Origin of the sequence: Streptococcus orisasini, assembly GCF_001431045.1 — a bacterium.
Classification (GTDB): Bacteria; Bacillota; Bacilli; order Lactobacillales; family Streptococcaceae; genus Streptococcus; species Streptococcus orisasini.
Window position 1 is genome coordinate 89,357 of the sequence record NZ_BCLE01000030.1, and the last position, 17,039, is coordinate 106,395.

Annotated in this window: 15 protein-coding genes; 11 read left to right on the forward strand and 4 right to left on the reverse strand. The window is 41.1% G+C overall.

The window, feature by feature from the left end; genetic code table 11:
- Nucleotides 1-193 precede the first annotated feature (193 nt).
- Complete coding sequence (locus SCSH_RS06215; protein WP_057491029.1) at nt 194-1,216, reverse strand: lactonase family protein; 1,023 nt, start codon at nt 1,214-1,216, stop codon at nt 194-196.
- 82 nt (nt 1,217-1,298) lie between these two features.
- Between SCSH_RS06215 and SCSH_RS06220 the strand changes: the two genes are divergently transcribed.
- From SCSH_RS06220 to budA, 5 genes are all read left to right on the forward strand, one after another.
- Nucleotides 1,299-1,778 (forward strand): NUDIX hydrolase, encoded by a 480-nt coding sequence (locus SCSH_RS06220; protein ID WP_057491030.1) that lies wholly within the window; start codon nt 1,299-1,301, stop codon nt 1,776-1,778.
- A 64-nt stretch (nt 1,779-1,842) separates the two neighbouring features.
- Nucleotides 1,843-3,015 carry an AI-2E family transporter gene (locus tag SCSH_RS06225; RefSeq protein WP_057491031.1) on the forward strand — a complete coding sequence of 391 codons (1,173 nt, stop codon included), beginning with the start codon at nt 1,843-1,845 and terminating at the stop codon, nt 3,013-3,015.
- Complete coding sequence (locus SCSH_RS06230; RefSeq protein WP_057491032.1) at nt 3,002-4,231, forward strand: tetratricopeptide repeat protein; 1,230 nt, start codon at nt 3,002-3,004, stop codon at nt 4,229-4,231. Before SCSH_RS06225 ends, SCSH_RS06230 begins: the two co-directional genes overlap by 14 nt.
- Nucleotides 4,232-4,363: 132 nt before the next feature.
- Nucleotides 4,364-6,043 carry an acetolactate synthase AlsS gene (alsS, locus tag SCSH_RS06235; protein ID WP_057491033.1) on the forward strand — a complete coding sequence of 560 codons (1,680 nt, stop codon included), beginning with the start codon at nt 4,364-4,366 and terminating at the stop codon, nt 6,041-6,043.
- 14 nt (nt 6,044-6,057) lie between these two features.
- On the forward strand, nt 6,058-6,774 hold the full coding sequence (gene budA, locus SCSH_RS06240) for an acetolactate decarboxylase (protein WP_057491034.1): 717 nt from the start codon (nt 6,058-6,060) through the stop codon (nt 6,772-6,774).
- Between the two features lie 198 nt (nt 6,775-6,972).
- Here the strand turns inward: budA and SCSH_RS06245 are convergent, their stop codons facing one another.
- Both SCSH_RS06245 and SCSH_RS06250 read right to left on the reverse strand, forming a co-directional pair.
- On the reverse strand, nt 6,973-8,376 hold the full coding sequence (locus SCSH_RS06245; protein WP_057491035.1) for an amino acid permease: 1,404 nt from the start codon (nt 8,374-8,376) through the stop codon (nt 6,973-6,975).
- A 209-nt stretch (nt 8,377-8,585) separates the two neighbouring features.
- Nucleotides 8,586-10,235: an Rqc2 family fibronectin-binding protein gene (locus SCSH_RS06250; RefSeq protein WP_057491036.1), complete on the reverse strand. Its 1,650-nt coding sequence runs from the start codon at nt 10,233-10,235 to the stop codon at nt 8,586-8,588.
- Nucleotides 10,236-10,382: 147 nt separating this feature from the next.
- On the opposite strand from SCSH_RS06250, the gene trpX reads away from it, so the two are divergent.
- The 4 genes from trpX to SCSH_RS06270 all read left to right on the forward strand — a co-directional run bounded on the left by trpX (nt 10,383) and on the right by SCSH_RS06270 (nt 14,987).
- A complete protein-coding gene (gene trpX, locus SCSH_RS06255) occupies nt 10,383-11,375 on the forward strand; it encodes a tryptophan ABC transporter substrate-binding protein (RefSeq protein ID WP_057491037.1) in 993 nt (330 codons plus the stop codon).
- A 127-nt stretch (nt 11,376-11,502) separates the two neighbouring features.
- Nucleotides 11,503-12,372 carry an ABC transporter permease gene (locus tag SCSH_RS06260; protein WP_057491038.1) on the forward strand — a complete coding sequence of 290 codons (870 nt, stop codon included), beginning with the start codon at nt 11,503-11,505 and terminating at the stop codon, nt 12,370-12,372.
- On the forward strand, nt 12,369-13,130 hold the full coding sequence (locus SCSH_RS06265; protein ID WP_057491039.1) for an ABC transporter ATP-binding protein: 762 nt from the start codon (nt 12,369-12,371) through the stop codon (nt 13,128-13,130). The genes SCSH_RS06260 and SCSH_RS06265 overlap by 4 nt, the downstream gene beginning before the upstream one ends.
- Nucleotides 13,131-13,325: 195 nt before the next feature.
- Nucleotides 13,326-14,987 carry a ribonuclease J gene (locus SCSH_RS06270; RefSeq protein ID WP_057491040.1) on the forward strand — a complete coding sequence of 554 codons (1,662 nt, stop codon included), beginning with the start codon at nt 13,326-13,328 and terminating at the stop codon, nt 14,985-14,987.
- A 100-nt stretch (nt 14,988-15,087) separates the two neighbouring features.
- Here the strand turns inward: SCSH_RS06270 and SCSH_RS06275 are convergent, their stop codons facing one another.
- The gene (locus tag SCSH_RS06275; protein WP_057491041.1) at nt 15,088-15,405 is read right to left on the reverse strand and encodes a CHY zinc finger protein; all 318 of its coding nucleotides are present in this window, start codon (nt 15,403-15,405) and stop codon (nt 15,088-15,090) included.
- 89 nt (nt 15,406-15,494) lie between these two features.
- Here SCSH_RS06275 and SCSH_RS06280 point away from each other — a divergent pair, with 89 nt between their 5' ends.
- On the forward strand, nt 15,495-16,289 hold the full coding sequence (locus SCSH_RS06280) for an alpha/beta hydrolase (protein ID WP_057491042.1): 795 nt from the start codon (nt 15,495-15,497) through the stop codon (nt 16,287-16,289).
- A 119-nt stretch (nt 16,290-16,408) separates the two neighbouring features.
- Nucleotides 16,409-16,936, forward strand: a complete 528-nt coding sequence (locus SCSH_RS06285; protein WP_057491043.1) for a DUF1307 domain-containing protein — start codon at nt 16,409-16,411, stop codon at nt 16,934-16,936.
- The last annotated feature ends 103 nt before the right edge of the window (nt 16,937-17,039 follow it).

Sequence of the window (17,039 nt, forward strand, 5' to 3'; positions counted from 1 at the left end):
AAGTCCTTGATTTATGAGCAAAGTTGTCAAAGGCTTGCCCTGCCTTTCATAAGGATCTATGAATGACTTATGCTTAAATCTAGCAAAATCAGTCTAATCAGTATAAAATTCAAGAACTTCTGGCTTGGTTCAGGTGGCTGTTCAATTGTTCGGGGGTGCTGCTGGTTTTTAAACCTAATTTTGACACATATCATCATTCTTTCTCATGCTTGAAAGCCACACAAACTACTTCAGGAACGTTGAAGTCATGGCTTATCTCTGTTAACTGTCCTGTTTGATTATCACGCTTAAAAATGGTAATGTTGTCAGAATCTTGGTGGCCGATAATGAGGTGGCGGTTATCTGGTGTGAGATTGAAGTCACGTGGCTGTCTGCCTGCTGTTGAGATGATTTGCAGACGTTCCAATAGACCCTTACTAGTGACCTTAAAGACTGCAATGGAGTCATGGCCGCGGTTGCTGGCGTAGACAAATTTGCCATCTGAACTGATGCGAATAGCAGCGCAGGCATTTTTATCAGTATAGACTTCTGGAAGAGTAGAGACTGTTTGGCAGTGTGTAAAGTGCCCATAACCACTGTAAGTTAAGACTTCTATGCTGGCATTAAGCTCACAAATGAGATAAGCTGTTTTTAAATGAGGATGGAAAACAATATGCCGTGCTCCAGCACCGGGTGCTGCCTGATAATTGCCAATTTCTCTTGTCTTACCGTTGGGGCTGACATCATAAGTTGTTACAGCATCTGTTCCCAAATCGCAGGTTACAAGGTAGTTATCAGGAGTTAGGCCTGCAAAATGGATGTGAGCACTGGCTTGGTTGGGGTGTATCCCGGAACCGCGGTGAACCACTTTGTTCAGTAGACTAAGTGCCCCGTTATCAGCAATGCTATAAATTAAAAGCTCTCCTTTATGGTAATTAGCACCGTAGACTAAACGGCGTTTTTCATCAACACTGAGATGGCACAAAGGTGCACCTGTCTCTAAAATACGATTGATGAGATGACCATCTTGAGTAAAGCTAGCAATCCCGCCTTTGTCATCCTGCTTTGAGACGCTGAAAAGATGATTTTGCTTATCAAAAGCCAGATAAGTCGGATTTTCTTCAGCTGCAAGCAATTTCAAATCTGATAGGACGCCTGTTTCGGTATCAAAAAGAGCGGTATAGATGCCCTTTGATGCTTGTTTGGTATAAGTGCCAAAATAAACTGTTTCCATCATTTGTATTTTCCCTTTTGTTTCTTGTCCAAATTATAGCATAATTTTTGTTATAATAATAAAGGAGAAAAGGAAGGATAGAAATATGACGAAGTTAGCAACGATTTGTTATATTGATAACGGACGTGAACTGCTGCTTTTGCATCGGAATAAAAAAGAAAATGATGTTCATGAAGGCAGATGGATCAGTGTCGGCGGTAAAATAGAAGCGGGAGAAAGTCCCGATGAATGTGCACGCCGGGAGATTTTTGAAGAAACTCATCTAAAGGTCAAGGAAATGGATTTCAAAGGGATTATTACTTTTCCTGATTTCACGCCGGGCCATGATTGGTATACTTACGTTTTTAAGGTAACTGATTTTGAAGGGGAGTTGATTTCTGATAGTGAAAGCCGTGAAGGAACACTTGCTTGGGTTCCTTATGACCAAGTCCTTCAAAAGCCAACTTGGGAAGGCGATTATGAAATTTTTAAATGGATTTTGGACGACGTTCCCTTTTTTTCAGCCAAATTTACCTACGTTGAGAAAAAGCTAGTGGATAAACAAGTAACTTTTTATGATAGATAAGTTTGAAAGAAAACCATAATTAAGAGATGATTAAGTTAAGATAAAAAGTGTCAGGAGAGTGCGGATGGATAATAATCAAAAAAAGTTTAACATGACCTGGTTTTTCCAATGGTTCTTAAATAACAAAGCAGTGACTGTTCTGCTTGTGATGCTTTTGATTTTTTTGAATATTTTCGTCTTTACGAAAATAAGTCCTATTTTAGAGCCTATTTTTTCCTTTGTAGCTGTTATTATGCTTCCTTTGGTCATTTCAGCTTTGCTTTATTACCTTTTAAAACCTATTGTTGATTTTATTGAAAAGTTGGGCACAAGCCGTGTCACATCTATCACAATTGTCTTTTTGGCGATAGCAGGGCTTTTGGTTTGGGGAATTGCTAATTTCTTTCCAATGCTCAACGATCAGCTGTCTTCTTTTATCAGGCATCTGCCAAGTTATGTTAAATCTGTTGACCGTCAGGTTTCGAATTTGCTGAAGGACGATTTTTTAGATAGTTTTCGCCCGCAAATCGAAGACGCTGTTACTAATTTCAGTCAGAAGGCTGTAGACTATGCGGAATCTTTTTCAAAAGGAGCTGTGACCTGGGCGGGAAATTTTGCTTCTGTACTTGCGCGTGTTACGGTTTCTATTTTGATTTCACCTTTTATTATTTTTTACCTTTTGCGTGACAGTGGTAAGATGAAAAAAACTTTTGTTTCCTATCTGCCGACTAAGATGCGCCAGCCAGCCTATCGTGTTCTCAGCGATGTTAGCCGCCAGCTAGCCAGTTATGTTCAGGGGCAGGTGACTGTAGCTATCATTGTAGGCTTCATGTTTTCCATCATGTTCAGCATTATTGGTCTGCGCTATGCAGTGACTTTTGGCATTATTGCTGGATTTTTGAACATGATTCCCTATTTGGGAAGTTTTTTGGCAACGATACCGGTTTTAATGTTAGCATTAGTTGAAGGTCCGGTTATGGTAATCAAGGTTATCATTGTTTTTATCCTTGAACAGACCATCGAAGGCCGCTTTGTTTCGCCGCTTGTTTTGGGCAGCAAACTTAGTATTCATCCCATTACCATTATGTTTATTTTGCTGACAGCAGGCTCTATGTTTGGTGTTTGGGGCGTTTTTTTAGGAATTCCTGTCTATGCCTCCCTAAAAGTTCTTGTCAAGGAAATCTTTGAGTGGTATAAACCTGTCAGCGGACTTTACGAAGAAGAAAATGAGGTCATTGAAGAAGATGTTAAACAGTGAAAAAATGATTGCAGCTATTCAAAATCAAGATTTAGCCCATGCTAAAAAATATTTGAAACGGGCGCTGAGAGAAGATGATCCTGAAACGCTCCTGTCTTTAGCCGAATATCTGCAGTCTATTGGCTTTTATCCGCAGGCCAAAGAGATTTACTTGCAGCTGCAGTCTGATTTTCCTGAGGTTAATATTAATTTAGCTCAGATTGCTAGTGAGGATGGGGAGATTGATGAGGCTTTCTTGTACTTGGATGTTATTAGTCCAGACAGTCCGCACTATCTGGAAGCCTTGCTTGTTAAGGCTGATTTATACGATGCTGAAGGCCTTACAGATGTTGCTAGAGAAAAGATGCTTGAAGCCAGCCGCATCAGTCAAGACCCCCTTGTGATTTTTGGTCTGGCAGAAATTGAAATGAGTTTAGAGCTTTTTCAGGATGCTATCAAGCACTACGCTCAGCTGGACAACCGTGAAATTCTGGAGGCAACTGGGGTTTCAACTTATGAGAGAATCGGCCGTGCTTATGCCGGATTGGGTAAATTTGAAGCAGCTATCGAGTTTTTTGAAAAAGCTATCGAAATTGAATTCGATGACCAAACGGTTTTTGAAACAGCTGTCCTTCTTTATGATCAAGAAGAATATCAGAGAGCCAATCTCTACTTTAAGCAGCTGGATACTATAAATCCTGATTTTGCCGGCTATGAATATATTTATGCTCGCTCTCTTCATGCTGAGCACAAAACAGATGAAGCTTTGCGCCTTTTGCAGCAGGGGCTATCTAAAAATGCCTTTGACAGCCGTCTCTTGCTCTTAGCTTCGCAACTGTCTTATGAAGAGCACGATAAAAAGGCAGCAGAGGATTATCTACTTAAGGCCTTGGATGTGGCCGAAGATGATGAAGAAATTCTAATGCGGCTCAGTAACCTGTATTTAGAAGAAGAACGCTTTGAAGATGTTGTTCATTTAGATAATCAAACGATTGACAATATTCTAACTAAGTGGAATATCGCCAAAGCTTATCAAGCCTTGGAAAAAGACGAAAAAGCGCTTGAGCTGTATGATGATTTGGCAGTAGATTTGGCAGATAATCCGGAATTTCTCAAGGATTATATTTATATTCTGAGAGAATTTGGCTACCATGACAAGATGGCTTCTTTGGCTGAAAAATATCTGCAGTTGGTTCCTGATGACAGTGACATAGCAGATCTTTTGACACAGCTTTAAGCAGGTAGAAAGAAGCAGTTGTTTTTGAAAGAGTTTTCATTGTCTCGCTCAAAAATTCACAAATATAAATTCACAAAGTCTCAAAAAATCTGTGGTATAATTGATTTGAAACTTGTGAAAGAAGGTCTTTAAATGACAGAAAATAATAGGAAAAATTATGGGGCTGACTTAATTGTCGACAGCCTCATTAATCATGATGTCGACTATGTGTTTGGTATTCCTGGAGCTAAGATTGACCGTGTTTTTGACACCTTGGAAGATAAAGGGCCAGAATTGATTGTAGCGCGTCATGAACAAAATGCCGCCTTTATGGCGCAAGGGATTGGCCGTATTACCGGTGAACCTGGCGTTGTGATTGCAACCAGCGGTCCTGGGATTTCTAATCTTGCTACTGGTCTTGTCACTGCAACGGCTGAGGGAGACCCTATTCTTGCTATTGGCGGTCAGGTCAAGCGCGGTGATCTTCTCAAGCGTGCCCATCAGTCCATGAATAATGTAGCCATGCTGGAGCCGATTACCAAGTATTCAGCAGAGATTCACGATCCTGAAACACTTTCTGAAAATATTGCCAATGCTTATCGTTTGGCTAAAGCAGGAAAACCAGGCGCTAGTTTTCTGTCTATTCCTCAGGATGTGACAGACAGTCCCGTCACTGTCAATGCAATCAAACCTTTGACGGACCCTAAACTGGGTTCAGCATCAGTTGCTGATATTAATTATTTAGCGCAGGCTATAAAAAATGCGGTTCTGCCTGTTTTGCTTTTGGGAAACGGAGCATCAGCAGCTCCTGTCACAGCTTCTATTCGCCGTTTGTTAGGCGCTGTCAAGCTGCCAGTGGTTGAGACCTTCCAGGGAGCCGGTATTGTTTCGAGAGATTTAGAAGAAGATACCTTCTTTGGCCGTGTTGGTCTGTTTCGCAACCAGCCTGGGGATATGCTGCTTAAACGTTCTGACTTAGTCATTGCTATTGGTTATGACCCCATTGAATATGAAGCCCGCAATTGGAATGCTGAAATTTCAGCCCGCATCATTGTTATTGATGTCGCTCCAGCTGAAATTGATACTTATTTCCAACCAGAACGTGAATTGATTGGTGACATAGCAGAAACGCTTGATTTGCTCTTGCCTGCTGTTAACGGCTATGCCCTTCCAGAAGGTTCTGTTGAATACCTTAAAGGTCTTCGTAATAATGTAGTGGAAGATGTCAAATTTGATAAAACACCAAAAGAAGGTCTGCTTCATCCGCTTGATGTGATTGAGGTTCTTCAAAAACAAACTACAGATGACATGACAGTGACGGTTGATGTCGGCAGTCATTATATTTGGATGGCTCGTTATTTCAAGAGCTATGAAGCCCGTCACCTGCTTTTTTCAAATGGTATGCAAACCTTAGGAGTTGCACTTCCTTGGGCCATTTCAGCCAGCCTCTTGCGGCCAAATACCAAAGTTATTTCCGTTTCTGGTGACGGAGGTTTCCTCTTTTCTGGACAGGAACTGGAAACAGCTGTCCGTCTGAAGCTGCCTATCATCCATATTATTTGGAATGACGGTAAGTACAATATGGTTGAGTTTCAAGAGGAAATGAAGTACGGTCGTTCATCAGGCGTTGATTTCGGTTCTGTTGACTTTGTTAAATATGCTGAAAGCTTCGGCGCTAAGGGCTATCGTGCCGACAGTAAGGAGCATTTTGATGCTGTCTTAAAAACAGCTATAGAAGAAGCCGAGGATGGTCCAGTTCTGATTGATCTTCCCATTGATTATAAAGATAATATTAAATTGGGTGAAACCATTTTACCAGATGAATTTTATTAAAAAGGAGTTAAAAAATGGAAGCCAACAAACTGTTTCAATACAATACCTTAGGGGCTCTTATGGCGGGACTTTACGGCGGTTCACTGACAGTAGGTGAGCTGTTGGAGTATGGTGATTTGGGACTTGGAACACTTGATTCTATTGATGGTGAGCTTATTGTCTTGGATGGCAAAGCCTATCAGGCCAAAGGATCTGGAGACAAGCCCAAGGTTGTTGAAGTACCTGATGATATGAAAGTGCCTTATGCCGCTGTTATTCATCATCAGGCTGAAGTCATCTTCAAACAGCGCTTTGAAATGACAGATAAAGAACTGCAGACGCGTATAGAATCTTATTATGATGGGGAAAATCTTTTCCGCTCTATTAAGATTCACGGTAATTTTGCAAAAATGCATGTGCGCATGATTCCGCGCTCAACGTCCGATAAAAAATTTGCAGAAGTAGCTACACATCAGCCTGAATATACAGCTGAAAATATTACAGGAACAATTGTCGGCATCTGGACTCCTGAAATCTTTCATGGAGTTAGTGTGGCAGGCTACCACCTTCATTTTATTTCTGATGACCATACTTTTGGCGGCCATGTAATGGATTATATAATTACAGAAGGCCAAGTTGAAGTAGGGGCTGTCGATCAGCTGGATCAGCGTTTCCCTGTTCAAGACCGGCAGTATCTCTTTGCAAAATTCAACGCCAAAGAGGTCCGCGGTGATATTGACAAGGCTGAATAAACTGCACTCTAGAAAGCTGACAATGTTTGGATAAGAGCTATCCGTTGCCAGCCGCAAGGGAGCTCTTCAAATTGCCTATACAAAAAAGTGAGATACAGATAGCATTCCTTAGGAATGGATCCATATCTCACTTTTTATATTCTTTAGATTGGTTGCCTTCACTTTGCCGCACTTACAGCCTGCAGCTCGTCGCCTAGTCTATTTTTGATTTTTAAATTTAAACTGGCTGTAAAGACCAAAAACAATAATCCAAATCGTTGCACCGACAGCTCCAATGTAGGTTGAGTCCTGCAAAAAGAGGGAAATAAAGACAAAGACCATAAAGAGCGTGGTGATAGGATTTGACAACTTATAGGCAGGCATGAGATAGCCATCTGGCATGAAATCTTTAGACTGCCTGTATTTGTAATGTGCAATCATCGTTAAAATATAAATAGCGATGTAAACACCTGATGATGAAGCTGTGATGAGGGCAAAAGCATCAGATACTCCTGGTAAAACAGCGATGAAGGCAGAGATAGCAATTACCACTGCTGACATAATAATGGCTCTGCTAGGAACGCCTGTCCGTGATAGACGGTTGGCCTTGAAATAATTTAAAACAGGATTTGGAACCTCATTAGCTAATTGGTAAAGGTGGCGTCCTGTAGAATAGAGTGTGGAGTTGAGGGCAGAGGCTGCTGAGGTTAGAACGACAAAGTTAATTAAAGCAGCAGCCCATTTAATTCCTGCAAGTTTAAAGACCATAACAAAGGGTGACGCATTGACCGGCAGAGCCCGCCAAGGAAAGATGGCCATAATGGCAAGCAGGGCACCAATGTAGAAGATGACAATCCGAACAGGAATTTCTTGAATAGCCTTAGGCAGAACTTTTCTGGGGTTTTGTGTTTCTGAGGTTGTAATCCCTACAAATTCAATGGCCTGATAGGCGAAGAAAACCATTTGAAAGGCCATGAAAAATCTTGTCCAGCCTTTAGGGAAAAATTCAAAATGATCTGTAATATTAGCGAGACTAGCATGTCCTTGACTTGTTTCAAAGTTAGTCAGCACCATGAAAATTCCGGTAGCAATCAAGGCTAGAATAGCAACAATTTTAATCATGGCAAACCAGAATTCTGTTTCTCCGAAAACCCGGACAGCAATTAAATTGACAGAAGACAGCAGTATTAAGAAGACAATTTGGATAATCCAGGCAGGCCACGTAGGAAACCAGTACTGGACATAGGTAGCAACGGCCGTAATTTCGGCCATTCCCAAAAAGATTAATGACAGCCAGTAAGACCAACCGGAAAAATAGCCCCAGCCCTTGCCGACATATTTAGTGATAAAGTTAATAAAAGTATGCTGGTCCGGATCGTAATAGAGCATTTCTCCGATAGCCCGCATCATTAAAAACATAAAGAAGCCTGTAATAAGGTAGACAACGATGATGGACGGCCCTGTCAGGCTGATGGATCTCCCGGCTCCTAAGAAGAGCCCAGTTCCGATTGTTCCGGCAATAGCGATAAGCTGAACATGGCGGTTTTGCAAACCGCGGACCATACCATTTTCCAGTTCTTCTGAATCCTGGTGGGTCTGTTTGGTATCTGATTGATCTGACATAATTTCATCCTTTTTTATAATATTTTATTATTATAGTATTATTTTACAAAAAGTACAAATAGAGCCCAAGCAAGTTATATTAAGCAGACAGTTGATAAGATTTGCTGCCATTTCAAGGGTAAATATTAAACTTATCTCTTTAAGCATACTTGTTGAACAGAAGTTCTAACTGTATTTGAATTTTCTAAACTTGCAAGATTGGGTTCTTTTTAGATTTTCATAGCCTTTATTTTATCCTCATCAGGAGTAACACGCAAGGTTTTCTGCCCTGTATAGGTAACAAAGCCTGGTTTAGCGCCGCTTGGTTTATTGAGCTTTTTGGCCTCAATCATATCAACCTGAACGAGGTTGGAAAGACGAGCTTTTGAAAAATAGGCAGCTAATTCGGCAGCGTCTGTTTTAACCTCATCACTAGGATTAAGATTGTCTTTGATCAGAACATGACTGCCTGGGATGTCCTTGGCATGAAACCAGAGTTCGCCTTTTTTGGCCATTTTGAAAGTTAAGTCATCATTTTGCAGATTGTTCTTGCCTACCATGATAATGGTTTGGCCATCAGAAGCCAAGTAGCGTTCAGGTTTCTTGCGTTTTTGAAGTTTTTCTCTGTGGCGGCGTTTGACAAAGCCAGTTTCGATTAATTCTTCGCGAATATCACCAATTTCAGCAAGGCTGGCTTGGCTGAGCGCGTTGTCAACACTTTCTAAGTATTGGATAGTAGCCTTGGTTTCCTCAATTAACCCTCCCAGATGCTTAACAGCTTCCTTTAATTTTTGATACTTCTTAAAATAGCGCTGGGCATTCTGGCTGGGTGTTAGAGCCTTGTCAAGTGCAATTGCTATTTTCTCACCTGTGTAGTAATTGTCAAGCACCACCTGATCTTGATTGTTAGGAACCTGATTTAGATAGGTTGTCAGCAACTCTCCTTTTTGGCGGTAGTTTTCTGCCTTGTCTGTATCCTGCAGTTCTTTTTCTTGCTTTTTAAGTTTTTTCTTATTTTTTTCCAGTTCATTTTGAATGCGATGGATCAAATCGCTGGCCTGCTGAGCAATGCGATCGCGTTCAGCCTTATCCTGATAAAAATAATCCAGTAAATCAGAAAGGCTGGCAAATGTTTCCTGAGAACTATCCCAATTTACTGCAGAAAAAGACTTTTCCGTCAAAGCAGGGCAGACTGGCAGGGCGAAAAATTGTTTAAATTGTTTTAGTTTGTCAGTCTCCAAGCGCCTGCTCAATTCCTCGGCAGTATCGCGCCCCAGCCCTTGAAAAAGTCTTTGTAGGTTGCGGGCTTCAAGATTCTCTGTTTGCAGAATTTCAAAGAGTTTTTCATCAGAAATCATAAAGGGATTTTGCCCCTTTGTTTTTGGCGGTGCCAGATAGCTGGCACCAGGCAGGATAGTGCGGTAGCTGTTTTGGGCAAATCCAATATGCTTAATGGACTCAATGATTTTTTTCTCATTTTTATCAAGCAGGATGATGTTGCTGTGCTTGCCCATGATTTCAATGACCAAGGTGACCTTGATTTGATCTCCAATGTCATTTTTGTTGGAAACGGTTATTTCTAAAATTCTATCATTTTCAAGCTGTTCAATACTTTCAATCACAGCTCCCTGCAGGTATTTTCGCATAATCATAGTAAAAGTATTAGGGCTCTGAGGATTTTGAAAATTGGTCTTGGTCACCTGAACGCGGTCGAAAACTGGATGGGCTGAGAGCAGCAGTTTGTAATTTTGGCGGTTGTTGCGGACTGATAAAACCAGCTCATGCTCAAAAGGCTGATTGACCTTTTGAATACGTCCCCACAGGAGCTGCTCTTTTAATTCCAAGGTTAAATGATGCAAAAAAAAGCCATCAAAGGACATGGTTTTTCCTCTTTTCTTTTAGTCTTTTCTATTATACCATATGAAACTTTCAATTCGCACTTTCAGAACAGCAAAACGTTTTCAGCTGTATTGAAAAAAGCTGAAAATTACAGTAAAATAAAAGCAGGAATGATTTGAGGAGGAAATATGAAAAATAAACGTTTAATGGGAGTGCTTCTAGCTCTGGCCGTTGTGGTCATCGGTGTTCTTGTTTACCAGTCACTTAGTAAACCAAATCAAAAGTCAGCCAAGTCAGACACTTTTAAAGTCGGCGTGCTTCAGTATGTCAGCCACAATGCTTTGGACGAAATTTATCGAGGCATTAAGGCTGGTTTGAAAGAAGAAGGTTACTCTGGCAAGCAGCTTAAGATTGATTTTATGAATGCTGAAGGAGATCAAAGCAAGGTTCAAACCATGAGCCAAACCTTAGTTAATCATAAGAATGATGTCTTAATCGGAATTGCTACACCGGCGGCTCAAGGACTGGCCAGTGCAGCAAAGGATACTCCTATTGTGATGGGAGCTGTAACAGATCCGGTTGGTGCTAAGTTGGTTAAAAATCTCAAAAAGCCAGATGGCAATGTTACCGGAGTATCTGACAGAACACCAATTCGTGCTCAGGTTGATTTAATAAAGACCTTGACACCAAAAGTCAAAACGGTCGGTGTCCTTTATTCAAGCAGTGAGGACAATTCTAAATCTCAGGTGGCTGAATTTAAGAAAACAGCTGAGAAAAAAGGCTATAGGGTTCTGGAGTATTCTGTTCCTTCAACCAATGAAATTGCTACAACCATGAATGTTATGTTGGGGAAGGCAGATGCTGTCTGGATTCCGCTGGACAATACCATTGCCAGTGCCTTTCCGACAGTCGTATCAGCTGCTAAGGCAGCCAAAAAGCCTATCTATCCAAGTGTCGATACCATGGTCAATGAAGGTGGGCTTGCTTCGGTTGTCGTTGATCAATATAAACTTGGTGTTGCCACTGGCAAGATGGCTGTAAAATTATTTGAAGGAAAAAAGGTCTCAGAACTACCTGTTGATATTTTTGACAAGGGAACCCCTGTTGTCAATGAAAAGGTAGCTAAAGAGTTGGGCGTCACTATTCCTGCTGATGTGCTTAAAAAGGCTAAAAGCAAGTAAGTCAAGCCTACTCAAAAACAGATTTTCTTGATCAAAGGAGGAGACAAAGTCAAGCAATCAAAATGACTTTTGTCCCCTTCCTTTTTTTGTGTTAAAATAAGAGATATTTATAAAAGAAGGATAGAAGATGTTACTTTCAACGATTTCACAAGGTTTTCTTTGGGCCATTTTAGGCTTGGGCATTTTTATGACCTTCCGGATCTTAGATTTTCCGGATATGACAACAGAAGGCTCCTTTCCTTTAGGCGGAGCAGTAGCGGTGACGCTGATTACACAGGGAACTAATCCTCTGCTGGCAACTGTAATAGCTGTTTTAGCAGGCTGTTTAGCAGGACTCGTAACTGGTCTCCTTTATACAAAAGGGAAGATTCCTACTCTTTTATCGGGAATTTTGGTCATGACGTCCTGCCATTCCATCATGCTGATGATTATGGGGCGTGCTAATTTAGGACTACTGAATTCTAAAAAACTGCAGGACTTTCTGCCCTTTTCTGCTACTGTAAACCTGCTTGTTCTGGGGCTTATCTTTGTCGTTCTGGTGGTTGGCAGTATGATTTTCTTTTTGAACACACGTCTGGGACAGGCCTATATCGCAACTGGTGATAACCATGATATGGCTCAAAGTTTTGGAATTAATACCGATAAGATGGAACTGATGGGCTTGGTTTTGTCCAACGGCCTGATTGCTCTGGCTGGCGCCCTTATCAGCCAGCAGGATGGCTATGCTGATGTTTCCAAAGGAATTGGCGTTATCGTCATTGGCTTAGCCAGCATCATTATCGGAGAAGTGCTTTTTTCAACAGGTCTGACTCTGGTAGAGCGGCTTATCGCAATTGTTGTCGGCTCTGTTCTTTACCAATTTTTAATTTTGGCAGTTATTTCTCTAGGCTTTAAAACCAACTATCTCAAACTCTTCAGTGCGGTGGTCTTGGCTGTCTGTCTTATGATTCCGGAATTGAAAAAGAAGTTCTTTAAAGGAGTGAAACTGTCCCGATGACTAAAAAAATTGTTGAATTAAAAAACGCCACGGTCAAAGTGAATAACGGCTTTGACGATTATAAGACCATCCTTGATACTGTCAGCCTTGATATTTATGAGCATGATTTTCTGACGATCCTCGGCGGAAACGGAGCGGGCAAGTCCACACTTTTTAATGTTCTCGCTGGGACGCTCAGCCTGACCAGCGGCAGCATTTCCATCATGGGAGAGGATATGACTGCCTATCCCGCTCAAAAACGGGCCAAGTACCTATCAAGGGTTTTTCAGGATCCTAAAATGGGAACGGCACCTCGAATGACGGTGGCGGAAAATCTTTTGATTGCTAAATACCGCGGAGAGCGGCGCAGCCTCATTTCTCGCAATATCAATGCACATAAACAAGAATTTCAGGCGGTTATTGATAAAATCGGCAACGGTCTGGAAAAGCATTTGGAAACGCCAGCTGGCCTTCTTTCAGGAGGACAGCGGCAGGCTCTGAGTTTGCTCATGGCGACTATCAAACGGCCAGACCTGCTCTTGCTTGACGAACATACAGCTGCCCTTGATCCAAAGACCAGTGTAGCCTTGATGGAGCTGACAGAAACATTTATCCGTCAGGATCATCTGACAGCTCTCATGATTACCCACCGCATGGAAGATGCTCTCAAATATGGCAATCGGTTGCTGGTCATGAAGGGCGGTCGCATTATTCAGGATTTATCTGCTGAAGAAAAGGCTCAAATGGACATCTCTGACTATTACGGCCTGTTTGAATAAATTGAAAAATAAATTGAAAAGTTGTATACTAATCGTGTATGCAATTTTTTTATTGCCCGCAGTAATTCGACCTGTTATTTCGTGCATGAACACGGGAGATAGGGACCGTTTGTATGAAAATAAAGACAGTGAAAAGATAGTGAATTGTATGACAAAAACTTATCTGAAAATACTGTGAAAACATAAGGAGAACTAATGACAGATATTAAAATTATGGCCCTGGGAGGAGTTCGGGAGAACGGTAAGAACTTCTATTTGGCAGAGGTCAATGATTCTATTTTTGTTCTGGATGCCGGATTAAAATATCCAGAAAATGAGCAGCTAGGTGTAGATGTTATTATACCTAATTTGGATTATCTTATTGAAAATAAAAAACGAGTGCAGGGAATCTTTTTAACTCATGGGCATGCTGATGCTATTGGTGCTCTGCCTTACCTCTTAGCCAATGTCAAGGCACCGGTTTTTGGATCTGAGCTGACTATTGAGTTAGCCAAATTGGTTGTCAAAAATAATGATGCCACCAAGAAATTTCATAACTTTCATGTAGTTGATGCCCAAACTGAGATTGAATTTAAGGATGCCTTGATTTCTTTCTTTAAAACAACGCACTCAATCCCCGAAAGCTTGGGAATTGTTGTCGGCACAAAGGAGGGCAATATTGTTTATACCGGTGATTTCAAGTTTGATCAGGCTGCCAGCAAGCTCTATCAGACAGATTTAGCCCGTATTGCTGAGATTGGACGTGAAGGTGTTTTGGCTCTGTTATCAGATTCTGCCAACGCTGACAGCAATGTTCAAATTGCCAGTGAAGCTGAAGTAGGCGTTGAGATGGAGCAGATTATCTCCGACTGGGAAGGCCGCATTATTGTTGCGGCAGTGGCTTCTAACCTTGTGCGTATCCAGCAGGTCTTTGATTCGGCTGCCAATAACGGCCGCCGTGTTGTTCTGACTGGTTTTGATGTTGAAAATATTGTCCGCACCGCTATCCGCCTTAAAAAGCTTTCAGTTGTGGATGAAAAGCTCATTGTGAAGCCAAAAGACATGCATAAGTTTGAAGATCATGAGTTGATTATTTTGGAAACAGGCCGGATGAGCGAACCTTTGAACGGTCTGAGAAAAATGGCTGTCGGCCGTCACCGCTATGTGGAAATTAAAGACGGAGACTTGGTTTACATTGTGACAACGCCGACGGTTTCGAAAGAAGCCGTTGTAGCACAGGTTGAAAATCTGATCTATAAGGCGGGCGGCACTGTTAGACTGATTACCCAGGATCTTCGAGTGTCAGGACATGCCAATGGCCGTGACCTTCAGCTGATGATCAACCTTCTTAAACCTAAATACCTTTTCCCAATTCAGGGAGAGTACCGAGAGCTGGCTGCTCATGCTGATTTAGCGCTTGAAATCGGCATGTTCCCAGAAAACATTTATATTATGAAACGTGGGGACATCATGGTTTATGGCAAGGACGGCTTTGTTCACGAAGGAGCCGTATCTGCAGGAGACGTTATGATTGACGGAAATGCGATTGGCGATGTGGGCAACATTGTCCTGCGCGATCGCAAGGTCTTATCAGAAGATGGTGTCTTTATTGTCGCCTTGACAGTCAATAAGAAGGAAAAAAAGATTATTTCCAGAGCTAGAATCAATACCCGCGGCTTCGTTTACGTTAAAAAAAGTCGCGACATTCTGCGTGAGAGTGCTGAAATTGTCAACAAGGCTGTTGAGAGTTACTTGAGCCAAGATAACTTTGACTGGGGTGAATTAAAATCCCTTGTCCGCGATGAAGTCGGTAAGTTTCTCTTTGATCAAACCAAACGCCGGCCTGCAATCCTACCGGTTGTTATGGAAGTTAGATAAGTTAAATAAAAATAAGGAAGAAATAAAATGGCAATTAAAAAACCAATTTTATCTCTTCCTTTTTTGTGCAGCAATAGGCTGTTATATTGATGTGTGCTTATCAGGAATCTGTAAAATAATAGTCATAGTGGCGACTGCAGTTAGGATTAAAGGGATGGTCACAGTTAGGACAGGCAGCTCTTCCTTTATAATCTTCGATGGTCAATTCTTTTTGGCAGGCTCCGCAAAAGACCACCTTATCCTTTTTTAAATGCTGTGGATAAGGCTCAAAAGGGTGGTCTTCATGACGATTATGGCACTTAAAACAAGGATAGTATTTTTGACAGGCAAAGCATTTTAAAGCCACAATATCTGTAGGGCCATGATAGTCAATACAGCGAGTCTCTTGGTCAATTAAATCCCCATAAATTGCAGTCATTTTTTGCCTCCTGTTTTTTCTTTTTAGTTTATCAAAAGAAAATAAATTATGCTATAATGAGGGAAATAAAATTGGGAGGAAATTGATTAATGGCTTTTTTTCAAATAGAATATCAATCGCAAAGTTTAGATATGGTGCGCCATGTTAATGTCATTTATCCAGACGCCTCAGAAATTAAAGAAGAATATGTCAATGACACAGACATTCCGGTACTCTATCTTTTACATGGCATGGGCGGAAATGAAAATTCCTGGCAAAAGCGTACAGCAATTGAGCGCCTGCTGCGCCGCACAAACTTGATTGTGGTTATGCCTTCAACAGATTTAGCATGGTATACCAATACCGCCTATGGTCTTAATTATTATGATATGATAGCTAAGGAACTGCCAGAAGTTATGCAGCGCTTTTTTCCTAATATGACCAAGAAGCGTGAAAAAACCTTTATTGCAGGTCTTTCTATGGGTGGCTATGGTGCTTACAAGATTGCTCTTTCCACTGATAAATTTTCACATGCAGCTTCATTTTCAGGAGCACTTGGCATCGGTATTGATGGAAAAAGCATCACAACCACTACAGAAGGCTCCCCGAGCTACTGGCAGGGCATCTTTGGTGACTTGGAGAAAGAAAAAGAGCTTGAGAAACACTTTTTAACGACGCTTGCAAAAAAATCAGATAAAAAAACAAAATTTTATGCCTGGTGCGGTTATGAAGATTTTCTCTTTCCGGCCAATGAAATAGCTGTTGAAAAGCTGAGAGCTCTGGGGCTTGATATTGATTACCGCAAGGATCATGGCAGGCATGAGTGGTATTATTGGGAAAAGCAGCTGGACTTTCTTTTAGAATGGCTTCCAATTGACTATCAAAAAGAAGAAAGACTGTCCTAATCATGTTTTAAAGTGTTCTTTAATCTTATTTAATAGTTATTGGACAATAGAGTCCTTGACAGAGAACTTATCAGAAGTTACAATAAGAAAGTACAAATTGAAAGTGAGGAAATTTATTGATGAAAAAGAAACTTGGCCTTATCTTAGGCTTGCTGGCTGCAACCGTATTGTTAGTCTTGACTACGCAACAGACAGTCAGTGCAAAGTCTTCTCGTACACAAGCTGTTTACTACCAATTATTTAAAGAGAATGCAGCAGATATTCGCTTGACTTATTATCACCTAAGAGGAAGCGATCGTGTTACCAAACAAGTGTCTGAAAGCCAATTGACCTATTCAGCACTTAAAGTAGCGGATGCAGCAGCAGCCAAGGAAAAAATTGCTGACGAAGCTCAAAAATATCAAGGAATCACAGGTGTTAAGGAAAGCATTGAGTATAAAGATACTTATTTGATTGAAAAGGTCAGTGTTGATTATACAAAAGCTAATCTTAATGAACTGGCTAAGAAACTGCCAGAAATCAAACTTGACACACCTTCAGGCCGAAAAGCAACTTATATCAGTCTGAAAAAGAGTGAACAATTGCTTAAAAAGCAAGGATACCAAAAGGTTAAAAAAGGTCAGTTTAAAAAACTGGCAGTAGAATAATGCCTATAAAAAATTAGCAGACAGCCAAGTCATAACTGTAAACCAGTCATGATCGGCTGTCTTCTTTTTTTGATAAGCTTGTGGCAAAAGCAGCTGGTAAATC